The organism is Myxococcus sp. CA039A (assembly GCF_013336645.1).
Taxonomy (GTDB): Bacteria; Myxococcota; Myxococcia; order Myxococcales; family Myxococcaceae; genus Myxococcus; species Myxococcus llanfairpwllgwyngyllgogerychwyrndrobwllllantysiliogogogochensis.
Window position 1 is genome coordinate 1 of sequence record NZ_JABUMQ010000163.1, and the last position, 24,158, is coordinate 24,158.

A 24,158-nucleotide genomic window follows, 5' to 3' on the forward strand; every position below is an offset into this window, starting at 1 on the left:
GGGCTGGGTGGGCTGGCGGCGGCGGCCCTGCTGGCGCGCGGCGGCTGCGCGGTGACGCTGTACGAGCGCTCCAAACACTTGGGAGGACGCGCGCAGACTTCAGACGTGGAGGGCTTCCGCTTCAACCTGGGGCCACACGCCCTCTACCGCGCGGGAGCCGCCATGCGGGTGCTCGGGCGCCTCGGGGTGAAGCCCCAGGGCGGAATCCCAGGCCAATCGGGCGCGGCCTACGCCCTGCGCGCGGGCCGGCTGCACACCCTGCCGCGTGGCCCCGTGTCGCTGATGACCACGGACGTGCTGAGCCTGCCCGGCAAGCTGGAGATGGCCCGGCTCCTCGCGAGCCTCCCCCGAATCGACCCGGACACCCTGGCGCACGTGTCCCTGCGCGAGTGGCTGAACACGCGCCTGTCTCGCGATGACGTGCGCGCCGTCATCGCCACGCTGGCTCGCGTGGCCACCTACTGCGGAGACCTGGACGCGCTGAGCGCACAGGTCGCTGTGACGCAGCTCCAGCTCGCGCTCGAGGCGAACGTGCTCTACCTCGACGACGGCTGGGCCGCGCTCGTGTCGTCGGTGGAGGCCGTCGCCCGCGACGCCGGAGTCACGCTGGAACTCTCCGCGCGAGTCGACGGTGTCGTCGTCGAGTCGGGCCAGGTCCAGGGCCTGCGAATGGGCGACGGCACGGTGCGCGCGGCGGACGCGGTGGTGCTGGCCGGCAGCCCGGGTGACGTGTCCAACCTCTTGCCCGAGGACACGGTGCTCGCGCGAGAGGCCGCCGAGTCGACGCCGGTGAAGGCCGCCACGTTGGAGCTCGGCCTGTCGCGGCTGCCGAGGCCCGAGGCGCTGTTCGCGCTCGGCATCGATGGTCCGTGGTACGTCTCCGTGCACTCGGCCGTCGCGAAGCTGGGGCCGGAGGGAGGCGCCATGGTGCACGTCATGAAGTACCTCGCGACGCCCGACACCGAGGCGACTGAAGCCGAGCTGGAGGCGGTGATGGACGTGCTGCAACCCGGCTGGCGCGCGCACCTCGTCGCCCGGCGCTTCCGACCCTCGCTGGTGGTGAGCCACCGGATTCCCACGGCGAAGTCGGGAGGACTCGCGGGCCGCCCGCCGTCGGAGGTGCCTCACGTGCGCGGCCTCTACCGCGTGGGGGACTGGGTGGGCGACGAGGGCATGCTGGTGGACGCGTCCTTCGCCAGCGCGGAGTCGGTGGAGCGAGCCCTGCTGCGCCATCGCCACGAGGAGCCGCGCCTCGCGGTGGGAGCCTGAGACATGGCGGACCAGGAGCACGGCGCGTTGGCGCGCGCGGCACGGGAGCACGAGCGCTACCTCTGGGGGCTGTGCTACCGCATGACCGGCGTGGCCGCGGACGCGGACGAGCTGGTGCAGGAGACCTTCGCCCGCGCGCTGACCTCCCCTCCGGAGCGTCACGAGGAGCTGCGCCCCTGGCTGACGCGCGTGGCGGTGAACCTCTCGCGAGACGCCCTGCGCCGCCGCCGCCGCGAGGGCTACATCGGGCCCTGGTTGCCCTCGCCGCTGGAGACCGGTGACGAGGAGGTGCCGCCCGCGGTGGAGGCGCGGCTGCCGGGCGGCGGCTCGACGGAGGGCCGCTACGAGCTGCTGGAGAGCGTCTCCTTCGCGTTCCTGCTGTCGCTGGAGGCGCTCACACCCAAGCAGCGCGCCGTGCTGCTCCTGCGCGACGTGTTCGACTCCACCGTGCACGAGGTGGCCGAGGCGCTGGGCATGACCGAAGCCAACGTGAAGGTCGTGCATCACCGCGCCCGAGCGGCCATGGCGGCCTACGACGGCGCGCGCTGCCTGCCGACGAAGGACCTCAAACAACGCACCCGCGCGGCGCTCGAGGGCTTCCTCGGCGCGCTATTGGCCGGAGACGTGGCGGCGGCCGAGGCCCTGCTCGCCCACGACGTGCTGACCCTGACGGATGGGCGGGGCGAGGTGCGCGCGGCCCACGTGCCCCTGGTGGGCCCCAAGCGCGTGCTGACGTTCCTGACGCGGCTGATGGAGCAGCGCGGGACTCCCCTCGCGGTGGAGCTCCAGTGGCTCAATGGCCTGCCCGCGCTGGTGCTGGTGTACCCGCCCGGAAAGGACCCACTGCTCGCCACGCGCGCGGTGGTGCGAGTGGAGCTGGGCGCGGACGGCCGCATCGCGCACATCCACTCGGTGCTCACCCAGCGCAAGCTCTCCGGCGTGCGCATGCCCACGCCCGCGTGAGTCGAGCGGAGCACCCGGGCGCGGCGACGTCACGCGGCCCGGACAGCAGAAGGCCCTCGCGAATCACCGCGAGGGCCTCGGGGAACGACGTCCTGCCTACCGCGCCGCGCCCAGTGTGTTCCCGGGGGGCGCTGAAGGCGCGCGCGACTCGCGGCGGCGCAACAGCCCCCACACTCCATAGGCCACCAGCGCGAAGCAGCCATATTGCGCGGGCGTCAGGCCGAAGTAGCGCGCGTCCACGTAGTTCATGTCCGTGGCGCGCAGGAAGTCGAAGCTGAACCGGCACGCTGCGTACAGCAGCGAGAGCAGCGGCAGCAGCCGTCCCTTCATCTTCTCCACGTCGCGCAGCGCGTACAGCAGGCCGGAGATGAGGAAGAGGGCAATGGCGTCGTACATGCCCAGGTCGTGCCGGGCCCCGTTGGGGAACGCCACCGCGAGGAAGAAGTCGGTGCGCACGCCCGGGTGGTCATGCACCGCGAAGCAGCCCAGCCGCGCCACCGCCCAGCCCGGCGCCACGCCCAGGGCGAACGCGTCCGCGTAGTCGTTGAAGCGCAGCTTCCGGTGCCGGAAGAAGAAGATGGCCGCGATGATGCCGCCCACCAGGCCGCCGAAGGACGACAGCCCGTCCCACACCTTCAGAATCTGGAGCGGCCCCTTGGCCAGCTCCTCCGGGTGGTAGAAGAACAGGTGCACCCAGTGGCCCACCAGCACGCCCACGCCCACGCCCCAGGGGGCGTAGTCGGCGAGCGGCGTCGGGTCCAACCCTTGGCGCTGCGCCTGGCGACCGAGCAACCGCGCGGCCAGCAGGATGCCCACGGCGACGAAGATGCCGAAGGGCTCGATGGTGAGGGGCCCCAGCTTCAGCGAAGGGGCATGCCAGTAGGGAATCACGTCGATGGCTCCAGGGGGCGTACCGTCCCACCCACTTAATCCGTCGTGGGGGACGTAGGCGAACAATTGTGGGGGCGCGAACTTCCCCCTCCCTCCCCGCCTCCTCCGACACCCCAGGTCGGCTGGCGGACACCGCTCGTGTGACGCTCCGAGCAGTCAGGGGGGCCTCCTTCATACTTCCCGACGCTCCGGAAAGTCCCGTTAGGACCGATTCAGGGGGGCTCGTGCGTCTACAGCATGGAATCCCTGGTTTAATTGTCAGGCCCGTCCTGTCCAATCTCACAATGGGTTCAGGGATTCCTGGAGGAGAGCGCGAAGCCATGGAAGGGCGAACCCCAGCCACCGCAGGTCGGGCGCCAGTGACGGCGACGGGCCGGGGTGTGCGTGGGCTCGCACGCGAGGGCGCGGTGGCGTCCTTGAAGTCCTGGGGAGTCGGGGGCCGGAGGGCTGCCCCACGCAGCGAGGAGGTCTCATGCGCCGGGGTGGAGGACCCGGCTGTTCGGCGCCGCTCAGCGCGCGCCATCCACATCCGCCGGGCTCGCGAGGCTCCGGGCGCGGCGGACGCAGCTTGGGTGCCGGTGGCCCTTGCCTCACGCCGCCAGCGTTGCACGGTCGTTCAAGGAGTAGACAACCCATGAAGTCCTACCTGTTGGTTCCCAAGGAGTCCATCGAAACGCAGGCCCGCGTCGGGCCTCGCGGTACGCAGCAAGGCGAGCGCGTGCTGCCGCGCACCACGGCACTTCGCTTCGCGGTCGCCAACCGCGCACCGGACACCCTGTCGTCGCTGGGCCTGCGCTCGGCCACGCTGCCCGGCCCGCGTCCGGCCGTCAGCGGCCAGGAAGAGCGCAAGCGCGTGGCGAAGGGGTCCAAAATCAAGCGCCCCACCACGCGCGGCGCCGACGCCTCGACGACGCCGCTGCCGGGCTCGCCCGTGACGGAGCAGACCGGCAGCGAGGCGGGCAGCTTCCGCTTCATGCCGCTCATCGGCGCCACCATGGCCCACTTCTACTCGGAGGCCACGGAGGCCGAAGCGCGCGGCGAGCTGTCCGCGGACTTCGAGTTCATCCCCGACGTCGTGCCCCTGTCCTTCCCCGGCCCCGTGTCGGCGGGACAGTCCGGTCCGCGCAACCGGGGCATGAGCTCGCTGGCCGAACGCGAGTGGCCCGAGGAGAGCGGTGTGCCCCTGGCCCACGCCCAGGGCATCCGCGGCGCCGGAGTGTTGCTCGGCGTGCTCGACACCGGCGTGGACGCCGACCACCCCGAGCACGCCGCCAAGGTCATCCAGTTCCGCTACGTGTCGCTGTTCCCCAACTCGCCGCACAATCCGGCACGCGACATCCGCGGCTTCGACCCGGATGGCCACGGCACCCACGTGTGCGGCATCGCCGCGGGCACGCACCACGGCGTCGCTCCGGAGGTCGACCTCTACGTCGCGTCCGTCATCGAATCGGAGACCATCCGCACCAGCCTGGGCCGCGTGGCCGCCGGCATGGAGTGGCTGCTGCACCAGTTCAGCAGCCCGCAGAACGTCACCCGTCCCGCCGTCGTCAATCTCTCGCTGGGCTTCCCGCTCAAGCCACCTCCGGGCATCTCCGAGGCGGACTACAAGCTCAACCAGCGCGCGCTCCAGACGATGATTCGTCGGCTGCTCGACAGCAACGTCCTGCCTGTTGTCGCGGCAGGCAACAGTGGACCCGACACGGTTGGTTATCCAGCCGCCTTTGACGAGTCCCTGGCCGTTGGTGCAGTCGACTTCGAGCGCAACGTGGCTCATTTCTCCGCCAGCGGTGTCGTGGAGCGCCGCGTCGTGCCCGACATCATGGGTTACGGAGTCAACGTGTATTCCAGCACTGAAAGGCGCTGCAACAATCAGGCGTTCTACGAGCGAATGAGTGGCACGAGCATGGCGGCGCCTTATGTAGCGGGTATCGCGGCGCTCTATCGGTGTCGTGCCCCTGACTTGACGGCGCTCGAGGTGCGGGATTTGATTTTGGCCAATGCGGTCAAACTTCCTCGCTCAAGCGGACACCGGACAGGCAAGGGCCTGGCTGTATTCAGGTGACGGCGGTGGGTTGAAGCCGGGGTCGGCGCCAGTGGAGCGCCGGGCCCGGGGGAGGATGAGGCCATGAGCAGAAAGATTGGCGAGCCGGGGGACGGCTTCGCTGCGGGCATGCCCCGCGTCTCCTCGGCGGTCCGTCCGCTGCCCGGTCTGGCCGGGGCGAGGACGCAGCCGGAGTGGATAGACATCACGGTGATGCCTCGCGAGGAGCCCAAGGCGCCTCGAGGGCACACCCCTGTCCGTCCTCCGCCCTTGTCACGGGCGGAGGTCCAACGGGCCGGGCTGGCGGAGAGCGCTCGCTTCCACGAGAGCTTCATGCGCTGGCTCGAGGCGCACCACCTCCTGGGCTCCGTGCGTTCGGTGAGCGAGCCGGGCTCGTTGCCCATGCTCCACCTGCGCTGCGCGCCGCGCGTGCTGGACCAGCTGCGGCGTGCTCCGGAGTTCGAGGCGGGCGCGATGATGCCCGTCGACCTCTACTAGCGGTGGGTGCCCCTCGCCGTGCACCCCTGGTCTGGGCTCCCCATCCGATGCTGCGGAGGGCGGCCCGCGGTGGCTTGTCCCACCATGCGCGATGCCCGTGGGCTGCTCGCGTGGGAGAAGGGGAGGGGACGCCGTCTCCTTTCCGGGAAACGCACGGGCTCTCCGCTTCTTCCTGATTAACGTAGAAAGTCGCGATTCTCATGTCATCCCGCAATCGCCCCGCGGGGCATGTGGGCGTCGTGGGGCGGTCGAAAGAGGACACCGGACGGGCTGGGGGTGGCTTCCAGTCGCCAGTGGCGAGGGGAGCGGGGAGAAAGATGTTTCGACTGAGGACCGAGGCCTTCATCGATGCGCCGCCCGAGGCGGTGTGGGCGGTGCTGGGAGACTTCGCCCGCTATCCCACGTGGAACCCGTTGATGGTGGAGGCGCGAGGGCGGGTGGAGCGCGGGGCGCACGTGAAGATGAAGGTCCGCCCGCCGGGGGGACTGGGGCAGGTGTATGGCTTCACGGCGACGCTGACGCGCGTGGAGCGGCCGGGGGCGCTCGAGTGGACGGGCGGCATTCCGGGCGTGATGCATGGGCGACACTTCTTCCTGTTGTCCGCCGAGGGCACGGGGACGCGGCTGGTCCACGGTGAGGACTTCAGCGGCGTGGTGACGTGGGTGGCGGGGCGCATGCTGAAGACGCTCCAGTCCTCCTATGAGGCGCTGAACCGCGCGCTGGCGGAGCGGGTGAAGGCGGAGCTGGCGAACCCTGCCGTGTCCACGTCGGCCTGAGCGCGTTCGTCCGCGTCCAAGGCGGCGCGCTCATCAAGAGGTGACGTGAGCGGCTCCGGTGGGTCCGCCGGTGCGCGAGGCTCCGCGGGTGGTCTTTCGCCCCACTCCCGCGCGGCCACGCCCACGCGTGGCGCCGTGCTCCGTCGTGTTTCGTGCAGTGACGCGTGGACACAGCGCGCGCGTGTATCGCCTGGACGACGCGTGCGCGCTCGACGCGCGTGTCACCCGGTCCCAAGTCCGCCCGGCGTGCAAATCCTCAGTGGCCCGATTCGCGGAAGAGGGCATGCATGGATGGACGACGTCGGCTGCGCGTAGGTGCCATGGCGATGTGCGTGGCCTGCGCGGGCCTGGTGGGCGGCGCGGGTTCCGCTCGGGCGCAGTCGCCCGAGGATGACGGGCCGGGTGAGGTGTTGTCGGAGGAGCAGTTGGAGCAGTTGCTCGACACGCCGGCGGAGCAGCCGTCGGGCGCGGAGCTGTCAGTGGTGTCCTTCGGGCCCGAGCAGCTCGCGCCCTACTTCGCGGAAGGCGTGCTCGCCAAGGCGCGGGCCGAGCTGCGCCGGGGTCGTCATGCGCGCGCGCGTGCGCTGCTCGAGGACGAAGAGCCCACGCTGCCGGTCCGCTTCCTGCGCGCGCAGAGCTCGATGTTCGCTCGGGACTACGCCACCGCCGCAGATGAGTTCGCCGCGCTGGCCGTCGACTACGTCCCACTGAAGGACCACTGCCTGCTGTGGGCGGCGCAGGCGAATGAGAAGCTGCGTCGGCTGGAGCTGGCGGCGTCGCAGTACCGCGAGGTGAGCTCGGGCTCGCCGCTCTACGCGGAGGCGCGCTTCAGTCTGTCGCGCGTCCTGCAGCGTCGGAAGGACATCCCCGGCGCGCTGCAGGCGCTTCAAGAACTCATCGACAGCCGGCAGGCGCGTGGGCCGGATGCGCTGCGGATGAAGGCGCTGCTGGCCATCTGCGATTTGGCGCGTGTCCAGGGGCTCTACAACGTCGAGCACCGCGCGCTCCTGGAGGTGTGGGCCACCAATCCCCTGTCGCGCGAGGCGCAGCGTGCCCGGCAGCGGCTGCAGGGCCTGCCGTTGCCCACCAAGTGGAAGGTGCGCCGGGGTGAAGCGCTGGTGGAGCTGCACCGCCACGCCGCCGCGATGGACATGCTGTGGGGCGTGATGTCCTCGGTGGACCTGCCCGACGAGCTGTCCTGTCGCGCGCACCTCGCCTACGGGCGCGCGTTGCGCAAGGACCGGCAGCACCGCCGCGCCATCCAGCTCCTCTCGCCCGTGGCGGAGAAGTGCATGTCCGCCGAGCAGCGGCCCCAGGCCCTCTATGTCCTGGGCTACTCGCAGTCGGTGGTGGACCCCAAGGCCGCCATCAACACCTATGCGACGCTCGCGCGTGACTATCCCGAGCACGGCTATGCCGATGACGCCCTGTTCTTCGAGGCGTGGCTCCTCCAACGTACGGGCCAGCTCGACAACGCCTTGGCACGCTACGAGGAGACGGCGCGTCGCTACCCGGGAGGCAACTTCGCGTCGGAGGCGCTCTTCCGGGCCTTCTGGCTGCACTCCCGGCGCGAGGCTCCCGCCGAGGCGCTGGCCGCCCTGGAGGCCGTGGAGAAACTGCCCGCGGCGTCGCGCACGGACGAGGCGCTGTGGCGCTCTCGCTACTGGCGCGCGCGTGTGCGGGAGCCCGTGCCCCTGACGAACGCGACGGCACTCGACGATTACGAGCAACTGGCCACCGAGCGACCCGCGACCTGGTACGGGATGCTGGCGCGCTCGCGGCTGGCGTTGCTGGCGCCGGAGCGACTGACACGCCTGGCTCCGCCTCCCGGGGCCGGTGGTGACGTGCCGCCGCCGGACGAGGTGTGGCCGTTGCCGCCCGGGCCGCTGCGCCATGACGCGCGCTTCGCGGCGGGCGTGGAGCTGATTCGTCTGGGGCAGCCAGGGGCGGCGGAGGAGTTGCTCGCGGTGAACTCGCGAGGGCTGGCCGAGGCTCCCGCGCGCCTGCTCTACCAGACGGTGCTGCGCACGGGACGCAAGCGGGCCGCGCGGCAGGTGGCGCGCGAGTCACTGCGTCAGGAGGTGCAGGGCCCCTTGAGCGCGGCGTCGCGTCCCGTGTGGGAGGCGACGTGGCCGCTGGCGTTCAGGAATGTCATCCAACGCTATGCGCGCGCCTCCAAGGTGGACCCGGACCTGATGCAGGGCCTCATCCGCGAGGAGAGCCGCTTCCGTCCGCAGGCGCGCTCGGCCACGGGGGCGCTGGGGCTCGCGCAGCTCATGCCCGCGACGGCGCGACAGGTGGCCAGCTCGCTCAAGCTGGGTGAGGTGGGGGAGGCGGCGCTGCTCCAGCCTTCGCAGAATGTCCGGCTGGGCTCGGCCTACCTGGGGCAGTTGCTCAACCGCTTCGGCGGCAACATGGCGTACGCGGTGGCCGCCTACAACGCGGGGCCCGGCGCGGTGGACCGCTGGCGTCATGCGCTGCCACAAGCGGAGCTGGACGAGTGGGTGGAGCACATCGCCTTCGACGAGACGCGCGAGTACGTGAAGCACGTGCTCGGCAGCTACGGCGCCTACAAGTTGCTCTACAAGGGCGAGCCCGTGCTGCTGCACCAGACGCGCGTGGGCGACGTCAGCCGAAGGTAGAGGGCGAGGGCCTGTCGCGTCCGCATGTCGCGGGCGCGTGCTCCGCCAGTCCTGGCGAAGGAGCCGCGACGTCGCGAGGTGCCCGGCTCGTCGGCTCCGGCGAGGGAGCCGCGACGTCGCGAGGTGCCCGTCTGGTCGAGCCCAGCCCGAGCGCGAAGCGTCTGCTCCGTATGGAGCACGACGCGTGCGTCGGGCGACCCGTGCGAGCCGCGTCCCCACGCCCGCTGGGGACACGGCCCGGAGCGGCCTAGAAGTTGAGGCCGCCGTCCACGTCGATGGTGCGGCCGTTGAAGTAGTCGCACTCAAGGATGAACTTCACGGCCAGCCAGATATCCTCGGGCAGGCCGATGCGGCCCACGGGAATCGAGGCCACCAGCGCGTCGCGGGCCTTCTGGTTCATGCCCTGCGTCATCGGCGTCTCAATCATGCCCGGCGCCACCGCGCCCACGCGGATGCCGAAGGGGCCGAACTCGCGCGACCACGTCACCGTGTTCGCCGCGAGCGCCGCCTTGGCGGACACGTAGTTGGACTGACCGCGGTTGCCGTGCCGGGCGATGGACGACATGTTGACGACGACGCCGTTGCCCTGGTCCGTCTCCACCATCTTCGCCACCACCTCGCGCACCATCAGCGTGGCGCCCGTGAGGTTGACGCCGATGACGGTGTTCCAGTCGGCGGTGGACAGCTTCTTCACCTGGCCCGTGGTCCGGTCCTTCTTCACCAGCAGCGCGTCGCGCAGGATGCCCGCGTTGTTGATGAGGCCGTTGAGCCCGCCCATCGCGCCGTGCGCCCAGTTCACGAAGGAGACGATGTCGTCCTCCGAGGACACATCCAGCTTGCGGCGGTGGATGCCCGCGGGCAGCGCCGCAAGCTTCTCCTCGTTGACGTCGCCCACGGCCACCTGCGCGCCCGCCTCCACCAGCCGCTGCGCGAAGTGCGCGCCCATGCCCTGGGCACCACCCGTCACCACCACCTTCAGGTCCTTGAGCTGCATGTGTCTGTCTCTCCGGTGTGTTGGGAGCGGCTGGGGAACCCTGGGGGGCCGTGCCGCCGTTGAAACCCGCCGCGCAGGCTACGCAACCCGGCCCTCCCTGGCCAGCGCCGAAGGAGTTGAAACCTGAATCGGTATTCAACTCAGGCGGGAATGAAAACGCCGCGTCGGGAACTCCGACGCGGCGCGGCACGGCCTTGGTGTGTCAGCGCGGAGCTACAGGGCGCCGGAGATGACGGCGCCCAGCCGGCGCATGCCCTCGACAATCAGGTCGGGCGGCCGGTTGGAGTAGTTGAGGCGGATGAACTCCGAGCGCGGGTTCATGGCGAAGAAGGGGCTGCCCGGGACGAAGGCGACCTTCTGCTCGACGGCTCGGGGCAGCAGGGTGTCGCCGCTGATGCCGGGGGGCAGCTTCGCCCACAGGAACATGCCGCCGTCGGGGTGCGTCCAGCTCATGCCCTCGGGCATGTGCGCCTTGAGCGCGTCCAGCATGGTGTTGGCGCGCTCCCCGTAGACCGGGCGCAGCGAGTCCAGGTGCTTGTAGTAGTCGAAGTTCTGCAACAGCTTCACCACGGCGCGCTGGGCGACGGTGGCGGTGTGCAGGTCGGTGGACTGCTTGGCGATGGTGAGGCTGCGCACGAAGTCGCGCGGGCCGGCCACCCAGCCGATGCGCAGGCCCGGGGCCAGCGTCTTGGAGAAGGTGCCCAGCGACACGACGACGCCCTGGTCGTCGAAGGCGGCCAGCGACGGCAGGTGCTCGCCCCGGAAGCGCAGCTCGCCGTACGGGTCGTCCTCGAGGATGAGGAAGCGGTGCTGCTGCGCCAGCCGCACCAGGGCCTTGCGGCGCTCCAGCGCCAGCGTGGTGCCCTTGGGGTTCTGGAAGTTGGCGACGACGTACAGCATCTTGGGCTTGTGCGTGGCCAGCACGCGCTCCAGGTCGTCGATGCGCATGCCGTCGTCGTCGCTCTCGACGGTGGCGAACTTCGCCTCGTAGCCGCCGAACGTCTGCAGCGCCGCGAGGTAGCTGGGGTTCTCCACGATGACCAGGTCACCGGGGTCCAGCAGCACCTTGGCCACCAGGTCGATGCCCTGCTGCGAGCCGTTGGTGATGAGAATCTGGTCCGCGTCACACACGCGTCCGGCGCGAGCCAGGTGCGTGCAGATCCACTCGCGCAGCGGGGCGTAGCCCTCCGTGGTGCTGTACTGGAGCGCGGCGCGGCCTTCCTGGGCCATGACCTGGGCGTGCGCCTCGGCGATGGCCTCCAGGGGGAAGAGCTCCGGGGCGGGCAGACCGCCGGCGAAGGAGAGGATGTCCGGGCGCTCGGCCACCTTGAGGATTTCGCGCACCGCGGACGTCTTGATGCGCGACATGCGTTGGGCGAGTCGCCAGACCGGTGGCGGGGGAAGGGGTGCGCTCATGGCGTCGGCGCTCATCTTTCACTCTCCTTGGCGAGCTCGGGAGGCACGCGGACATGCGTGTCCTCCTTGATGGAAGACAGGACGATGGTTGTCTGGGTACGGGTGACGCCCGCGATGGTGCGCAGCGTCTCCACGAGGAGCGAGTCGAGCGTCCGCGTGTTCGCCGTCTTGACCTTCACGAGGTACGAGTCCTGCCCGGCGACGCGGTGGCACTCCAGCACGTCCGGCAGCGCGAGGACCTTCTTGGCGAAGCCCTCGAAGTACTTCGGATGCTCGATGCTCACCCCGATGAAGGCGGTGATGTCCTTGCCCAGCTTCGTCGCGTCGACGCGCGCCGCGTAGCCGGTGATGACGCCCCGCTCCTCCAGCTTGCGGATGCGCTCGGCCACCGCTGGCTGGGACAGCCCCACCGCTCGGGAGAGCTCCAACTGCGTCGCGCGGCCGTCGCGCTGCAGCAGGTCCACCAGGCGGAAGTCGAGCTCATCCAAGGGCATGGGCGGGATGGACCTTATTTTTATAAGTGCCTTGAGGTTTCGACAGCTAAATTAAATTTGGCATGCAAAATAAGCAAGTGGGGCGAAATCGCAAGTCCGAATGACGTGGGAGGTCGCTCGGAGGGCAGATTGCTCACGGGGAGTCAGGGGCGCAGGGAGTTGTCTGCACGCGGGGTCTGGTGCGGGCATTCGCCTCGCGGGTGATGCGTGGAGCGCGGCCTCGACGGGCGGACCCGGAGGCGGGCGTCACAGGTGCGGCGGGGCCCTTCCCTTGAGGAGGAGCCCCTGGACCGCGGTCAGCCGTTGTAGCTGCAGAGCCACTTGTTGAACGGCGTGCGCTGACACTCGCACTCGCCTTCCGCGCCGTCGTTCCAGGTGCAGTTGGTGACCGCGCCAGGGCGACAGAAGGTGCCGACGAGGGACTCGCAGACGCCGGCGAGCTCGGAGGACACCTGCTCGGTCTGCAAGCTGTTCTCGGCGCCTTCCGAGAGCGCCTCGTCGCCCGCTTCGATTCCACCACACGCCGACAGACTGAAGGCCAGGACCACCATCCAGATTGCTCGCATGACTACCTCCATGGTTTCGCGCGGAATGCTCGAAACGCATGGTTAGCTTATCTGGAGGGGACAGGACTGGGCAGAGGGGCGCTGGGACGCCGCGCGGGCGCGGAGGGCCGAGCGGCGCGGTGCACTGGCCCGAAGAGAGTCATTCGAAACGAATGACCGAATCACTTGAGATGCTCTTCACGGAGTCAGTCGATGGGTGTTTCGCGGGGGAGCTGGCGCACGGAGTGGCCCTTCTTCTGGAGGAGGGCGACGATGCCCTCGGGGCCGACGACGTGGCCGGCGCCCACGACGACCAGGTGCACGCGAGGCTCGGTGAGCAGGGCTTCCAGGCGTGAGGCCATCTGCACGTTGCGCTCGAAGAAGACGCGCTCGTAGACGGGGCGGTAGGTGGTGTCCTTGGCGCCTTCGAGGAGGAGGCCCGCCATGCCGTCCGCGTCGCCGGCCTTCCAGGCGGAGGTGAGCGCCTCGACGATTTCACCGGGGCCCTGTTCGCGGCGGAGCTGGTCTCGGAGCATGAGGTCCTGGAGGTTGTCGGGGGTGCCGGAGAGCATGCGGAACTGAGCTTCGGCGCTCTCCAGCTCCAGCACCTGCTTGTGGGCGGCGTGGGCGCGGTCGAGGAAGGCGCGGTCCACGCCGTGGCCCTGCTCGTAGCCTGCGGCCTTGAACTCCAGGTTGTTGAGGACGATGCCGGCGAGCCAGGGGCGCAGGCGCTCCAGTCCCTGGGGTTGCACGCCCAGGCGCGTGGCGGCGCGGCTCAAGAGGTCGCGGGTGCTGGGGTCCAGGCGTTGGGAGAGGCTCTGTCCTTCGGGGAAGGTGCCCAGCTCGCGCACGAGCTTCTGCATGGCGGCCTCGTCCGTCCGAGTGGTGTCCACCTCGACAGCGAGGACGTGGGCCTTGGTGAAGGCGGACTCCATGGAGGAGGGCAGGGTGAGGGCGCCGGCCTTGCCCATGTGGATGGAGCCGACGAGGTACGCGGTGCCGCCGCGCGGGTCCTTCACTTCCCACAGGAAGGCGTTGCCCGTGTCGACCGGGGTGTACTTCTTCGCGGCGGGCGTGGAGGCACAGCCCGCGCCGAGCAGGGCGACGAGGAGCAGCGACAGCGGCAGGGACGACGGGCGCTTCATGGTGTGGGCTTCCCCCGGGATGGTCCACGCATCGAACCATTCGGGTGCCTGCCGCGTCGAGGTGTGATGCCTCGGGTCAGTCCCGCTTCAAGATGACGCCGTCGTCACTGATGGCGTAGCTCGCGCCGGGGTCCATGACCTCGGGCTTGAGGCCGCAGCGCTCTGCTTCGTTGGGCGTGAAGTGGACGAAGGTCATCCGCTCTCCGCGCACCAACCAGGCGTCATAGGTGTCGAGCGTGTAAAGGCATCGCGTCATGGCATCGGCATCCTTGGGCGGGGACGTTCCCGGAGGAAGGAAGTCCTCCAGTGCGATTTGGAGCGCCTTGAGCTGGTGTCCTTCTACGGTGGTGGAGCCGTCCTTGCTCCAGGATGGGAACTGGATGCTGTTTGCGACCTCAGGGGGCGCGAGCGGCGCTTGGGGCCGTGAGCGAACGAGGTGACAGCCGCCGAGCGTGAGCGTGAGCACGCAGAGACTGAGACGCTTCATCTTATGGGCCTCGTGCGAGAGAGAGAGGGGCCGGCAGAGAACTGTCATTCGCCGCGCCGGTCGTCCGTGATCTTCCGGGTGGCCTTGAACTCCCCATCCTGGAGTTCATAGACGGGTCGCTCCTGAAAGTCGTAGAGATAGACTTCGCAGATTGGATTGAACATGACGCGGAAGTAGAAGCGTTGACGAGCCGCCTGGAGATCTTCATTGGAGAAGGTCGTGATGGCGGGGTGGCTGTGGTAGTCCGCGAAGATGCGGATGCTCCGCGCTTCGGGGTCGCTGACAGTGGCCGGCACGGAGCATGACTTCCGCCCACCTGGAAGTTGTCGGGGCGAGCTGATGGAAGACGGCTGGCTGGCGAAGAAGGCTGGGTCCGCGTCGCGCTGATAGATGAGGCCACAGTACTCCTGTCCCTCTCTCCGGTTTCCGGCCGTGGCTCCGGGGAGCTGCCGGACCGCTTCGCAGAGCCTGGGTGCCAATGCCGTCAGGCTGTCGTGGGGGCCAAGCATGGGGCCCGCGACGACAATGTGTCCCGTAGCGTCACGCCAGAACCTGGAGGCGCCACTTCCACCGCAGCCGCCACTCAGGGCGCTCACGAGCAGCACGAGCCAAACGGGGGATGGGGCCATTGCTTCTACCTGCTCCGTAGTGAAGGGGCGAAGGACCGCCCATGCTTACAAGCCCGGCTATGCCTTGGGGAAGGACGTTGCGCGTCGCGCTACCTCGCTGGCCGCCGCCGGAGAGCGGGTGTTGTTCCAGGCTGAAGACCACCCCGCTGACCCCCGCGCCATTCGGGGTACGCTCCGCCGAGTGGAGACATGAGGTCTCCAGGTGACGCCCTGCGTCGCCCACAGTCCATGACGCGCGGAGCCATTCTCCGCGCTTTGACAACCCCGTCGAGCGGGTGCTACCGCTAGGTGAAACATGAATCGGCCTTCAACTTCTCCAGACCGCTCCGGACCCGTCACGCCGCGAGGACAGCGGACGCGTGCGAAGCTGCTGAAGGCCGCCGAGTCGGTCTTCGGAGAGAAGGGCTACGAGCGCGCCTCCATCGCGGACATCACCCGCAAGGGCGGCGTGGCGCTCGGCACGTTCTACGTCTACTTCCCGGACAAGCAGTCCATCTTCGTCGAGGTCGTCGACGACCTGGGCACCCGCCTGCGTCGCCTCATCGGTGAGTCCACCGCCGCGTGCGACAGCCGCATGGACGTGGAGCGCGAGGGCCTGCGCACCTTCTTCCAGTTCGTCCGCCAGCACCCCAACCTCTACCGCGTCGTGCGCCAGGCCGAGTTCGTCGACGCCGACTGCTACCGCCGCTACTACGACCGCTTCGCCAAGGGCTACGTCAACGGCCTGTCCATCGCCATGGACGCGGGCGAAGTGCGCCGCATGGACCCGGAGGCGCTCGCCTACTGCCTGATGGGCATCGCCGACTTCCTCGGCATGCGCTGGGTCCTCTGGGAAGAAGACCCGGGCCTGGAGCGCGTGCTCGACACCGCCATGGGCCTCATCCGCCACGGATTGGATGCCCGCTCGGCCGCTCCCGCGCGCAACAGCGTCAAGTCCACCCCCTCCAAGGCGAGCCCCGCGAAGGCCGCCCCCGCCAAGAAGAAGAACACCCTGCGTCCCGCGCGCCGCCCGGCGCGGAGCGCCCGGAGCTGAGAAGACCGCACATGCGATACGCGCAGATCCTCGCCACTGGCCGTTACGTCCCCGAGAAGGTCCTCACCAACGCGGACGTCGAGAAGATTCTCGGCGAGCCAGTGGACGAGTGGCTCCAGCAGAACGTGGGCATCAAGGAACGCCACGTCATGGCCGACACCGAGGCCACCAGTGACCTCTGTGTCGCCGCCGCCCGTCAGGCCCTGGAGCGCTCCGGGACGAAGCCCGAGGAGCTGGACCTCATCATCGTCGCCACCGACACGCCCGACTACCTGAGCCCCGCCACCTCCTCCGTGGTGCAGGCCAAGCTGGGCGCCGCCAACGCCGGCACCTACGACCTCAACTGCGCGTGCGCCGGGTGGGTGACGGCGCTGGACGTGGGCTCGAAGACCATCGCCGCGGATGACGGCTACCACCGCATCCTCGTGGTCGGCGCGTACGGCATGACGCGCTACGTGAACTGGAAGGACAAGAAGACCTGCACCCTGTTCGCGGACGGCGCGGGCGCGGTGGTGCTCGGCGCGGGAGACAAGCCCGGCTTCATGGGCGCTCGGCTCCTGGCCAATGGCGAGTACCACGACGCGCTCGGCATCTACACCGGCGGCACCCACCGCCCCGCCACCGCGGAGACGCTGCCCCTCACCGGTGGCAAGCCCGCCGTCCAGTTCGTCCGCAAGTTCCCCGCCACGTTCAACACCGAGCGCTGGCCCATGCTGTTGGACCAGCTCCTCAAGAAGCAGTCGCAGACGCTGGACGACGTGAAGCTCTTCGTCTTCACCCAGCTCAACCTGCGCACCATCGAGGCCACGATGAAGGTGCTCGGCCAGCCCATGGCCAAGGCGCACTACACGATGGACAAGTGGGGTTACACCGGCTCGGCCTGCATCCCGATGACGCTCGATGACGCCGTCGTCCAGGGCAAGGTGCGACGGGGCGACCTGGTGGCCTTCTGTGCCAGCGGCGGTGGTCTCGCCATGGCCTCCGCCCTCTACCGCTGGACGGCCTGAGTCTTGGAGGCGCGCATGTTCATCGGCGACTGGATGGGGCGGGGCGCCCTGTACTGGCCCGAGCACGTCGCGGTGGTGGACACGGCCAAGGGTGACGCCGGCCGCTTCACCTACCGTGCCCTGAACACGCGCGCCGAGGCGCTCGGCGGCTGGCTGCGCGACGTGGCCGGCGTGAAGCGCGGCGACCGCGTGGGCATCGTCGCCCACAACGGCGTCGAGTACCTGGATGCGCTCTATGCCTGCGGCAAGCTGGGCGCCATATTCGTCCCCTACAACTGGCGCCTGCACGCCACCGAGCTGACGGACCTGGTCCGCGCCATCCGCCCGCGCGTGCTCCTCTTCGGCGACGACTTCCGCGACGCCGTGGCCCAGGTGCGCGAGAGCATCGGCGACTCGCTCAGCCTCGTGTCCCTGGAGTCGCAAGGGCTGCCGGGCGCCGCCGCGTACACGGACGTCCTCGCGCACCGCTCCGCCGAGCCCGTGAAGAACGACGCGGTGTCCGAGGAGGACACCCTGTGTCTGCTCTTCACCGGCGGCACCACGGGCCGCTCGAAGGGTGCGTGCATCAGCTACCGCATGGTGGCGTGGAATACGCTCAACACGCTGGTGCATGAGCTGCGCCCCGGCGACGTCACGGTGACGCACACGCCCATGTTCCACACGGGCGGGCTGCTCGTGTACTCGGTGCCTTTGCTCACCGCGGGCGGCACCATCGTCATCATGCGCAGGTGGGACCCGGAGGAGCTGCTCACGCTCATCCCGCGCGAGAAGGTATCGCTCTTCTTCGCGGTGCCCACGCAATACCAGCAACTGCTCGACTCGCCGCGCTTCGCCACGACGGACTTCTCCACCGTGCGCTTCATGACCAGCGGCGGCGCGGCGCTGCCCGTGCCGCTGATTCAAGCGTGGCAGGCCGTGCACGCGGTGCCCTTCAAGCAGGGCTTCGGGATGACGGAGTTCGGCCCGGGAATCTTCAGCATGGGGCCCGAGTTCGCGGTGTCGAAGGCGGGCTCCATCGGCCGCCCCAACTACTTCATCGCCGCGAAGCTGGTGGACGACGACGGCCGCGAGGTGCCGACGGGCGACGTGGGTGAGCTGCTCCTCAAGGGCCCCTCCATGTGCTCGGGCTACTTCGAGGACGAGGCCGCCACGCGCGAGGCCATCGACCCGGATGGCTGGTTCCACACCGGCGACCTGGCTCGCAAGGACGCGGACGGCTTCTTCACCATCGCGGGTCGCAAGAAGGACATGTTCATCTCCGGCGGAGAGAACGTGTACCCGCTGGAGCTGGAGTCGGCCCTCTACGAGCACCCCGCCGTGCAGCAGTGCTCGGTCATCGGCATGCCCGATGCGAAGTGGGGCGAGGTCGGCCGGGCCTTCGTGGTGCTCAAGCCCGGCGAGGCCTGCTCCACGGAGGTGTTGATGGAGCACCTGCGCGGGAGGCTCGCGCGCTTCAAGGTGCCCAAGCGGGTGGAATTGGTGGAGCGCCTGCCCATCTCCGCGGCGGGAAAGATTCTCAAGCGCGAGCTGCGCGAGGCGGCCATCGCCGCCGATGCGGAGGGCCGATGACACCCTCCGTGTCCGACGCGCCGCGCTGAGCCATTCACGGAGGGCCCTGGAGTCAGGCCCTTCGCATTGACGACTGTCGTCACATCCCGGCGGTGACGCCGGAGGGAAGAGGAGCACTCACATGAAGAAGAAGCTGCTGTCCGCGGTCATGGTTTGCGCGCTGGGCCTCGTAGGCTGCGGAGATGATGACGACAAGGACCCGCCCGTCGAGGCGCCCAAGCTGAACAGCTCCGCCAACATCCTCGCGTTCCTCGAGGGCAAGACGCTGCTGATGACGGGGGCCAACATCCCCAGCCACCCCAATGGCTTCAGCGAAGATGTCGACTTTGGCGCGTCGTCCCAGTGTTACCAGAGCGTCACCATGTCGGTGGCGGGTGGCAACTTCAAGGTCGACAGCATCCCGGGCACCATCACCGATGGCGCCTGCAACCATGACGCGCCGAAGAACCCGCTCTCCTTCACCTCCAACACCGTCCTCATCGAGAACGTGGCGTCCGACGGAAGCTGCTTCGACGTGACGTTCACCTTCCCGGGTGGCCTGGTGCAGGAAGGCCGTGGCGGCTTCACCGCGGACCAGAAGACGCTCAAGCTGGAGATCTTCTTCAAGAACCAGTCGACGGGCAGCCGCTGCGCCAACGGCGCGGTGGGCGCGGCCGGTACCGTGACGCTCAACGGCTCCGCCTTCACGGGCAACGCCGTGCAGACGTACGCCGTCCGGTAGACCGCCGCACCTCGTGCCGGAGGGAGGGTGCGCTCCCGCCCTCTCTCTGGACGAAGGACTGGACGCGGGCGCTCGCCGCCCCGTCCCAGGAGCACGGCCGTACGCAGCGCCAGCGACAGTGGTGACATCCGAGCCCGGTGCACCGGGAGTGCCCCGCGCGCGGGGCCGAGGTGGATATGACGGGAAGTGGGTTTGAAGCACGCGAGACGCTGCGCCGAGGCGCGAGGGTGCTCGCGGCGCTGGGGCTCGTGGGACTGGCGACGCCGGCCGCCGCGCAGAGCACTCCGGTGCCAGGGTTGTACGCCGAGTGGCTGGAGGCGAAGGACCGCGAGGAGGACGCCGAGCCTCGTGAGCTCACCCTCATCAACTACTTCTTCACCCGCGTCTCCATGACGAACCAGGTCGGTGACCCGGCGGGCCTGCGCGGCGTGTCGCTGGGGCCCATCGGCTCGCCGGTGGGCAGCGCGGTGAGCACCGAGTCAGGCCGCTCCGCGTACTTCATCGAGCAGCGCTGGATTCCCGTCATCGAGTACAGCCCCTTCTTCGTCGACGGGCTGGCGTCCTTCCGCGCGCAGTTCGAGGTGGACTTCCTCTGGGGTCGCTCGGCCAACACCATTGGTCAGAACGAGGGCGGCGGCTTCAACGCCGACCAGGTGAACATCCAGACGAAGAACGTCAACGTCGCCATCTACCCGACGCGCAATCCCAGCCAGCTCACGCTGCTCGTCGGCACGCAGCCCGTCTACGACAACGCCCATGACCCGACGCGCACGCCGCTGTCGGACCTCACGCGCACCGGCTACAAGCTGGCCTTCCTCGGCAGCGACGCGACGGGCCTCTCCATCTTCAGCGGAATCAAGGGCAACGCGCGCGTCAGCCTGATGCCGCTGGGCACCGCGCAGGCGGACCGCGCCACGAAGAACGACCCGCGCCTGAAGTACATCTGGCTGGCGATGGCGGACTACGTCTACCCGGTGCGCCCCAACACCAACGTGGGCGCGTCGTTCTGGTACCTGAACGACGACACCAAGGGTGACGCGTACGCCTTCGAGGGTCTGGTGAAGAGCGGCCCGTCGTCCTCGGGTCTGCCCGGCTTCACCGGCACCGCGCGCTTCAACATCAACCGTCCCACCGGCAACGTCTTCTGGGCGGGTGCGCACTTCAATCACAACATCGACTTCCGCAACGGCCGGCTCGGGGCCTCCGGCTTCGTCATGTACAACGGCGGCAAGTACGAGAGCGACGACCCGGAAAACTCGGTGCTCGACGAGCTGGATATCTCCGGCGTGTCCGCCAACCTGGAGGTCATGTACCAGTGGGGCCGTGGCCCCGGCGACGTCATCACCGTGGAGGGCATGTTCTCCTCGGGTGACTCCAATCTGGAGGATGAGAAGTACACGGGCGCCTTCACGCTGAACCAGTACGGCCTGCCGGGCGCGGTGTGGTTCAACCACAAGATGCTCATCCTGTTCCCCTTCACCAGCACGGTGAACAACTACACGGGCGCGGTGACCGACATCTCCAACCAGGGCTACGGCCTGCGCGCGGGCATCGCCTCGGCGGCGTGGGACATCATCCCCAACAAGCTCAACCTCAAGGTGGCCACGGGCCTGGCCAACGCGGGGGCGGACCCGGCGCGCTGGGTGGCTGATGTGCGGCGCGGCCGGTTCATCGGCGCGGAGGTCAACGCGGAGCTTCGCTACCACCTCCGCTACCTGATGACCGTGGGTCTCCACGGCGGCTACCTCTTCCGCGGCAGCTTCTACGACGGTGCGACCACCGTGCGGAGCGACCCGTGGGCGGCCTTCACCACCTTCACCTGGTACGCGTTCTGACCATGAGCTCCTCCCGCGCTTTCACCGCGTTGCTCCTCGCGGCGGGGCTGTCCTCCGCCGGTTGCGTGCGCTCGTATGCTGGCGAGTCCGCGCTGTCCTTCCAGGACCTCGACTACTCCACCGAGGGCACCAAGCAGCCCTGGCCCGTGCACCGCGCCGCGCTGCCGGACGTCACGGCCCGCTACAAGCTGGCCACCGAACTGCACGTCGCCTACGTGGACCTGCCGGCCTCGTCGCCGGACGCGAAGACGGTGGTCTTCGTGCACGGCCTTGGCTCCTATCTGAAGTTCTGGCGGGCGCAGCTGGACGTGTTCCAGGCGCAGGGCTATCGCGTCATCGCGGTGGACCTGCCGGGCTTCGGCAAGTCCGACAAGCCGGCGACCTTCCCGTACACCATGGAGGCGATGGCCGACGTGGTGCACGAGCTGACGCGTGGGCTGGGTGTGGACAAGCCCATCCTCGCGGGACACTCGATGGGTGGGCAGACTTCGCTGTCGTACGCCATCCGCTATCCGGAGTCGCTCAGCGCGCTGGTGCTGGTGTCGCCGGCCGGGTTCGAGAAGTTCAGCTGGAAGGAGAAGGCGTGGTTCGCGCGGGTGATGAGCGCGGACTTCATCAAGTACGCGCCCGAGGCGAACATCTGGGGCAGCGTGCGCCAGGGCAACTTCATGCACTGGGGGCCACAGCTTGACTGGCTGGTTGAGGAGCGCGTGCGGCTGGCGAAGTCGCCCGAGTTCGACTCGTACGCCTACGCCAACGTCCGCACGGTGCGGGGGCTGGCGCACAACGACTTCGTGCGTGAGGGCCTCCAGCACGTCACGGTGCCCACGCTCATCGTCTACGGCACGGATGACCGGCTGATTCCCAACCCGTTCCTCCACGGCGGCGACGCGCGCGACATCATGGAGTACGGCGCGTCCCGAATCCCTGGTGCCGCGCTGGCGCCGATGAAGGGCTGTGGCCACACGGTGCAGCTCGACTGCCCGGCGCCGTTCAACGAGACGGTGCTCGCGTTCCTGAAGGACCCGGAGGCGGCGAAGCCCTTCGTCCCGAAGGAGGAGCCGAAGGACAAGGCACCGAAGCCGGGTGAGCCCGCGCCAGTGCCGGGGGCACCAGGGAACCAGCCCTCGCCCACGCCCGCGCAGAACGACGCGCCAGCTCCGTCGGATGGCCCGAGGCCGTGAGTGCGTCGGTGCCGCCGCATCCTCGGTGGGATGTGGCGGCGGGTGGTGCTCGCGAGGAGACGCGTCGTGCTGGATGCGTGACGGTGTTGGCGTGGATGCGAGGTCGTCGTCCGGTGCTCGCGACATGGGGACGGCCTCATCCTCGGTGTGGATGAGGCGCGTCGCCCCGGCCCGTGACGCGAGGACGGCCGCATCCACTCCCCCACGGCGTGGATGGGCCGTCGACCGGCGCCCTCGGTGACGAAGGTGCCGGAGCTCGCTGTCACGGTGCTGTCGAAGGACGAGGCGCTTCCGTCCTTCCTGGTGTGATGCCGAACCGGCCCGTGACTCCCGGCGGCGCCTGGACGTCGGCGTGCCGGGAGCCCGTGGCGCGTGCCTTACGGAATGGTGTGGTTGCGCACCATGCTGTACTGCACCGCCGCGGTCAGGTCCTTCGAGTTGAAGTGCCCGTAGGGATAGGCCGAGTAGACCTTCTCCCCATTCTGACCGGGGATGCGGGAGGTGTACTCGCCGTAGACGATGCCTCCGTAGTTGATGATTTCATCGGCCGTGGAATAGATGCTGTAGCGGTAGGCACCCTCGTAGCCGCTCGTGGAGCGCAGGTTGTCCAGGTACGCGGAGCGCCCCATCACCAGGCCGAAGTAGAGATAGCCCGGATACAGGCCGTTGGTGGAGCCACACGTCGGAGTCGACGGGCCCGTCTGGTAGCAGGACGTGAGGCCCAGGTTCGCGCCGGCGATTCCGACGAAGGTGTCCACCGAGCCGGTGAGCGCCGCGCCGACGTTGTACGCGCCGCCGTTGGCCGAGTCATTCGCCGAGCCGCCAAGGATGGCCTTGCGCGCGAGCGTCACGCCCATGGAGTGGGTGACGATGTCCACCTTCGTCGCGCCGGTGTACGCCTTCACCGCCTCGATGAACTTGCGCACCTTCATGACGTTCGTCTTCGAGTGGTACTGGACCGCGGTCTGCATGATTTCCGCGGGGCCCCACGTCGTCGCGTACAGCTCGCTCGGCTTGTAGCCGTTGGCGAGGAAGTACTCGATGGAGGCGTTCCAGCCCGACTGGCCGGCGGTGCCGGTGCCCACGGCCTTGTCGGAGTTGCCGTGGATGAAGATGACGGGCGTGTTCACCACGGTGTCGGTGCCGCTCGCCTTGCCGCCGAAGCTGCCGCCGACGAGGTCGGCGCGGGGGAAGTCGTAGCTGTCGTAGCCGTTGGCGGAGAGCCACTGACGGAAGTGCGTGGTGAGGCCCGCGGTGGAGACAGCGGCGGACTCGGTGGTGCCGAGCTGCTCGGCGGCGGGGGCTTCGGGAGCGAGTGATTCCTCGTGCTCGGGTCCGCAGCCAGTGAGGGCGCCGACGAGCAGCGGGGCCATGAGGAACAGCGAATGCCGCAATCGCATGGAGGACTCCTTCTGTTGTGGGGGATGCGCGCCCGGACCAATGAAAGTCATCGAGCGCGAGACACAGTGTAGAGACATCTCGTGCGCGCGTCGCCCGCCACGTGAACGTGCATTCACGTTGTCGCGCTGCGTCGCGTGATACTCACGGGGACATGAGCGCACGCAAGGTCGTCATTCCGAAAGCCGGTGGATATGGGCAGCTCCGACTTGAAAACCTGAATCAACTTTCACCTGGGCCGGGGGAGGTGGTGGTGGCCACCGAGGCCATCGGGGTGAACTATGCGGACTGCGTCATTCGCATGGGCCTGTACGCCTCCGCGAAGGAGTATGTGGGGTGGCCGATTACCCCCGGCTTCGAGTTCGCGGGCACGGTGCAGTCGGTGGGTTCCGGTGTGGAGGACCTGTCGCCCGGGGCGCGGGTGTTCGGGGTGACGCGGTTCGGCGGGTATGCGACGCACGTCGCGGTGCCTCGGCACCAGGTGTTCGCGCTGCCGTCGAAGCTGACGATGGAGCAGGCGGCGGGATTTCCGGCGGTGTTCCTGACGGCGTACTACGCGCTGTTCGAGCTGGCGCATCCGAGGCCGGGGACGAACGTGCTGGTGCACTCGGCGGCGGGCGG

22 protein-coding genes are annotated in these 24,158 nt (G+C 69.0%); 13 read left to right on the plus strand and 9 right to left on the minus strand.

The window, feature by feature from the left end; translation table 11 throughout:
* Both HR086_RS25710 and HR086_RS25715 read left to right on the plus strand, forming a co-directional pair.
* Positions 1-1,269: NAD(P)/FAD-dependent oxidoreductase (locus tag HR086_RS25710; RefSeq protein WP_174466936.1), on the plus strand; the 1,269-nt coding region annotated here is incomplete at its 5' end.
* Between the two features lie 3 nt (positions 1,270-1,272).
* Positions 1,273-2,232: a sigma-70 family RNA polymerase sigma factor gene (locus HR086_RS25715; protein WP_174466937.1), complete on the plus strand. Its 960-nt coding sequence runs from the start codon at positions 1,273-1,275 to the stop codon at positions 2,230-2,232.
* A gap of 96 nt (positions 2,233-2,328) precedes the next feature.
* On the opposite strand, the gene HR086_RS25720 is transcribed toward HR086_RS25715, so the two are convergent.
* A complete protein-coding gene (locus HR086_RS25720) occupies positions 2,329-3,123 on the minus strand; it encodes a prolipoprotein diacylglyceryl transferase family protein (RefSeq protein ID WP_174455904.1) in 795 nt (264 codons plus the stop codon).
* A 634-nt stretch (positions 3,124-3,757) separates the two neighbouring features.
* On the opposite strand from HR086_RS25720, the gene HR086_RS25725 reads away from it, so the two are divergent.
* The 4 genes from HR086_RS25725 to HR086_RS25740 all read left to right on the plus strand — a co-directional run bounded on the left by HR086_RS25725 (position 3,758) and on the right by HR086_RS25740 (position 9,080).
* Positions 3,758-5,185: a S8 family serine peptidase gene (locus HR086_RS25725; protein WP_141646416.1), complete on the plus strand. Its 1,428-nt coding sequence runs from the start codon at positions 3,758-3,760 to the stop codon at positions 5,183-5,185.
* 63 nt (positions 5,186-5,248) lie between these two features.
* Positions 5,249-5,662 carry a hypothetical protein gene (locus tag HR086_RS25730; RefSeq protein ID WP_174460214.1) on the plus strand — a complete coding sequence of 138 codons (414 nt, stop codon included), beginning with the start codon at positions 5,249-5,251 and terminating at the stop codon, positions 5,660-5,662.
* Positions 5,663-5,979: 317 nt separating this feature from the next.
* Positions 5,980-6,438: an SRPBCC domain-containing protein gene (locus HR086_RS25735; RefSeq protein ID WP_174466938.1), complete on the plus strand. Its 459-nt coding sequence runs from the start codon at positions 5,980-5,982 to the stop codon at positions 6,436-6,438.
* 287 nt (positions 6,439-6,725) lie between these two features.
* Positions 6,726-9,080 (plus strand): transglycosylase SLT domain-containing protein, encoded by a 2,355-nt coding sequence (locus tag HR086_RS25740; RefSeq protein WP_174466939.1) that lies wholly within the window; start codon positions 6,726-6,728, stop codon positions 9,078-9,080.
* A gap of 247 nt (positions 9,081-9,327) precedes the next feature.
* Here HR086_RS25740 and HR086_RS25745 read toward each other — a convergent pair whose 3' ends face one another.
* The 7 genes from HR086_RS25745 to HR086_RS25775 form a co-directional block, all read right to left on the minus strand.
* Positions 9,328-10,074, minus strand: coding sequence for an SDR family oxidoreductase (locus HR086_RS25745; RefSeq protein ID WP_174466940.1), 747 nt, complete (start codon positions 10,072-10,074; stop codon positions 9,328-9,330).
* Positions 10,075-10,287: 213 nt separating this feature from the next.
* Positions 10,288-11,505: a PLP-dependent aminotransferase family protein gene (locus HR086_RS25750; RefSeq protein WP_141646411.1), complete on the minus strand. Its 1,218-nt coding sequence runs from the start codon at positions 11,503-11,505 to the stop codon at positions 10,288-10,290.
* On the minus strand, positions 11,502-11,984 hold the full coding sequence (locus HR086_RS25755) for an Lrp/AsnC family transcriptional regulator (protein WP_141646410.1): 483 nt from the start codon (positions 11,982-11,984) through the stop codon (positions 11,502-11,504). The genes HR086_RS25750 and HR086_RS25755 overlap by 4 nt, the downstream gene beginning before the upstream one ends.
* A gap of 296 nt (positions 11,985-12,280) precedes the next feature.
* Positions 12,281-12,550: a hypothetical protein gene (locus HR086_RS25760; RefSeq protein WP_174466941.1), complete on the minus strand. Its 270-nt coding sequence runs from the start codon at positions 12,548-12,550 to the stop codon at positions 12,281-12,283.
* Positions 12,551-12,735: 185 nt separating this feature from the next.
* On the minus strand, positions 12,736-13,674 hold the full coding sequence (locus tag HR086_RS25765) for a TraB/GumN family protein (protein ID WP_174466942.1): 939 nt from the start codon (positions 13,672-13,674) through the stop codon (positions 12,736-12,738).
* 76 nt (positions 13,675-13,750) lie between these two features.
* Positions 13,751-14,161, minus strand: a complete 411-nt coding sequence (locus tag HR086_RS25770; protein WP_174466943.1) for a hypothetical protein — start codon at positions 14,159-14,161, stop codon at positions 13,751-13,753.
* 44 nt (positions 14,162-14,205) lie between these two features.
* Positions 14,206-14,670 carry a hypothetical protein gene (locus tag HR086_RS25775; RefSeq protein ID WP_254626476.1) on the minus strand — a complete coding sequence of 155 codons (465 nt, stop codon included), beginning with the start codon at positions 14,668-14,670 and terminating at the stop codon, positions 14,206-14,208.
* Between the two features lie 415 nt (positions 14,671-15,085).
* Between HR086_RS25775 and HR086_RS25780 the strand changes: the two genes are divergently transcribed.
* The 6 genes from HR086_RS25780 (at position 15,086) to HR086_RS25805 (ending at position 22,139) form a co-directional block, all read left to right on the plus strand.
* The gene (locus tag HR086_RS25780) at positions 15,086-15,823 is read left to right on the plus strand and encodes a TetR/AcrR family transcriptional regulator (RefSeq protein WP_141646404.1); all 738 of its coding nucleotides are present in this window, start codon (positions 15,086-15,088) and stop codon (positions 15,821-15,823) included.
* A gap of 11 nt (positions 15,824-15,834) precedes the next feature.
* Positions 15,835-16,830, plus strand: a complete 996-nt coding sequence (locus HR086_RS25785) for a 3-oxoacyl-ACP synthase III family protein (RefSeq protein WP_174459402.1) — start codon at positions 15,835-15,837, stop codon at positions 16,828-16,830.
* Positions 16,831-16,845: 15 nt separating this feature from the next.
* On the plus strand, positions 16,846-18,399 hold the full coding sequence (locus HR086_RS25790) for a long-chain fatty acid--CoA ligase (protein WP_174466945.1): 1,554 nt from the start codon (positions 16,846-16,848) through the stop codon (positions 18,397-18,399).
* Between the two features lie 121 nt (positions 18,400-18,520).
* Complete coding sequence (locus tag HR086_RS25795; RefSeq protein ID WP_174466946.1) at positions 18,521-19,120, plus strand: hypothetical protein; 600 nt, start codon at positions 18,521-18,523, stop codon at positions 19,118-19,120.
* Positions 19,121-19,296: 176 nt separating this feature from the next.
* Positions 19,297-20,955 (plus strand): hypothetical protein, encoded by a 1,659-nt coding sequence (locus HR086_RS25800; RefSeq protein ID WP_174466947.1) that lies wholly within the window; start codon positions 19,297-19,299, stop codon positions 20,953-20,955.
* Positions 20,956-20,957: 2 nt separating this feature from the next.
* The gene (locus HR086_RS25805; protein ID WP_174466948.1) at positions 20,958-22,139 is read left to right on the plus strand and encodes an alpha/beta fold hydrolase; all 1,182 of its coding nucleotides are present in this window, start codon (positions 20,958-20,960) and stop codon (positions 22,137-22,139) included.
* A gap of 377 nt (positions 22,140-22,516) precedes the next feature.
* Here HR086_RS25805 and HR086_RS25810 read toward each other — a convergent pair whose 3' ends face one another.
* On the minus strand, positions 22,517-23,539 hold the full coding sequence (locus HR086_RS25810; RefSeq protein ID WP_174466949.1) for a lipase: 1,023 nt from the start codon (positions 23,537-23,539) through the stop codon (positions 22,517-22,519).
* Positions 23,540-23,691: 152 nt separating this feature from the next.
* Between HR086_RS25810 and HR086_RS25815 the strand changes: the two genes are divergently transcribed.
* On the plus strand, positions 23,692-24,158 hold a 467-nt coding region (locus tag HR086_RS25815; RefSeq protein WP_174466950.1), incomplete at its 3' end, for an alcohol dehydrogenase catalytic domain-containing protein.

Coding starts and splice junctions, on each gene's coding strand:
- HR086_RS25715 (WP_174466937.1), top strand. CDS start 1,273: ATGGCGGACCAGGAGCACGGCGCGTTGGCGCGCGCGGCACGGGAGCAC.
- HR086_RS25760 (WP_174466941.1), bottom strand. CDS start 12,550: ATGCGAGCAATCTGGATGGTGGTCCTGGCCTTCAGTCTGTCGGCGTGT.
- HR086_RS25765 (WP_174466942.1), bottom strand. CDS start 13,674: ATGAAGCGCCCGTCGTCCCTGCCGCTGTCGCTGCTCCTCGTCGCCCTG.
- HR086_RS25740 (WP_174466939.1), top strand. CDS start 6,726: ATGGATGGACGACGTCGGCTGCGCGTAGGTGCCATGGCGATGTGCGTG.
- HR086_RS25755 (WP_141646410.1), bottom strand. CDS start 11,984: ATGCCCTTGGATGAGCTCGACTTCCGCCTGGTGGACCTGCTGCAGCGC.
- HR086_RS25780 (WP_141646404.1), top strand. CDS start 15,086: ATGAATCGGCCTTCAACTTCTCCAGACCGCTCCGGACCCGTCACGCCG.
- HR086_RS25735 (WP_174466938.1), top strand. CDS start 5,980: ATGTTTCGACTGAGGACCGAGGCCTTCATCGATGCGCCGCCCGAGGCG.
- HR086_RS25775 (WP_254626476.1), bottom strand. CDS start 14,670: ATGCTTGGCCCCCACGACAGCCTGACGGCATTGGCACCCAGGCTCTGC.
- HR086_RS25770 (WP_174466943.1), bottom strand. CDS start 14,161: ATGAAGCGTCTCAGTCTCTGCGTGCTCACGCTCACGCTCGGCGGCTGT.
- HR086_RS25730 (WP_174460214.1), top strand. CDS start 5,249: ATGAGCAGAAAGATTGGCGAGCCGGGGGACGGCTTCGCTGCGGGCATG.
- HR086_RS25745 (WP_174466940.1), bottom strand. CDS start 10,074: ATGCAGCTCAAGGACCTGAAGGTGGTGGTGACGGGTGGTGCCCAGGGC.
- HR086_RS25795 (WP_174466946.1), top strand. CDS start 18,521: ATGAAGAAGAAGCTGCTGTCCGCGGTCATGGTTTGCGCGCTGGGCCTC.
- HR086_RS25805 (WP_174466948.1), top strand. CDS start 20,958: ATGAGCTCCTCCCGCGCTTTCACCGCGTTGCTCCTCGCGGCGGGGCTG.
- HR086_RS25725 (WP_141646416.1), top strand. CDS start 3,758: ATGAAGTCCTACCTGTTGGTTCCCAAGGAGTCCATCGAAACGCAGGCC.
- HR086_RS25750 (WP_141646411.1), bottom strand. CDS start 11,505: ATGAGCGCCGACGCCATGAGCGCACCCCTTCCCCCGCCACCGGTCTGG.
- HR086_RS25810 (WP_174466949.1), bottom strand. CDS start 23,539: ATGCGATTGCGGCATTCGCTGTTCCTCATGGCCCCGCTGCTCGTCGGC.
- HR086_RS25790 (WP_174466945.1), top strand. CDS start 16,846: ATGTTCATCGGCGACTGGATGGGGCGGGGCGCCCTGTACTGGCCCGAG.
- HR086_RS25785 (WP_174459402.1), top strand. CDS start 15,835: ATGCGATACGCGCAGATCCTCGCCACTGGCCGTTACGTCCCCGAGAAG.
- HR086_RS25800 (WP_174466947.1), top strand. CDS start 19,297: ATGACGGGAAGTGGGTTTGAAGCACGCGAGACGCTGCGCCGAGGCGCG.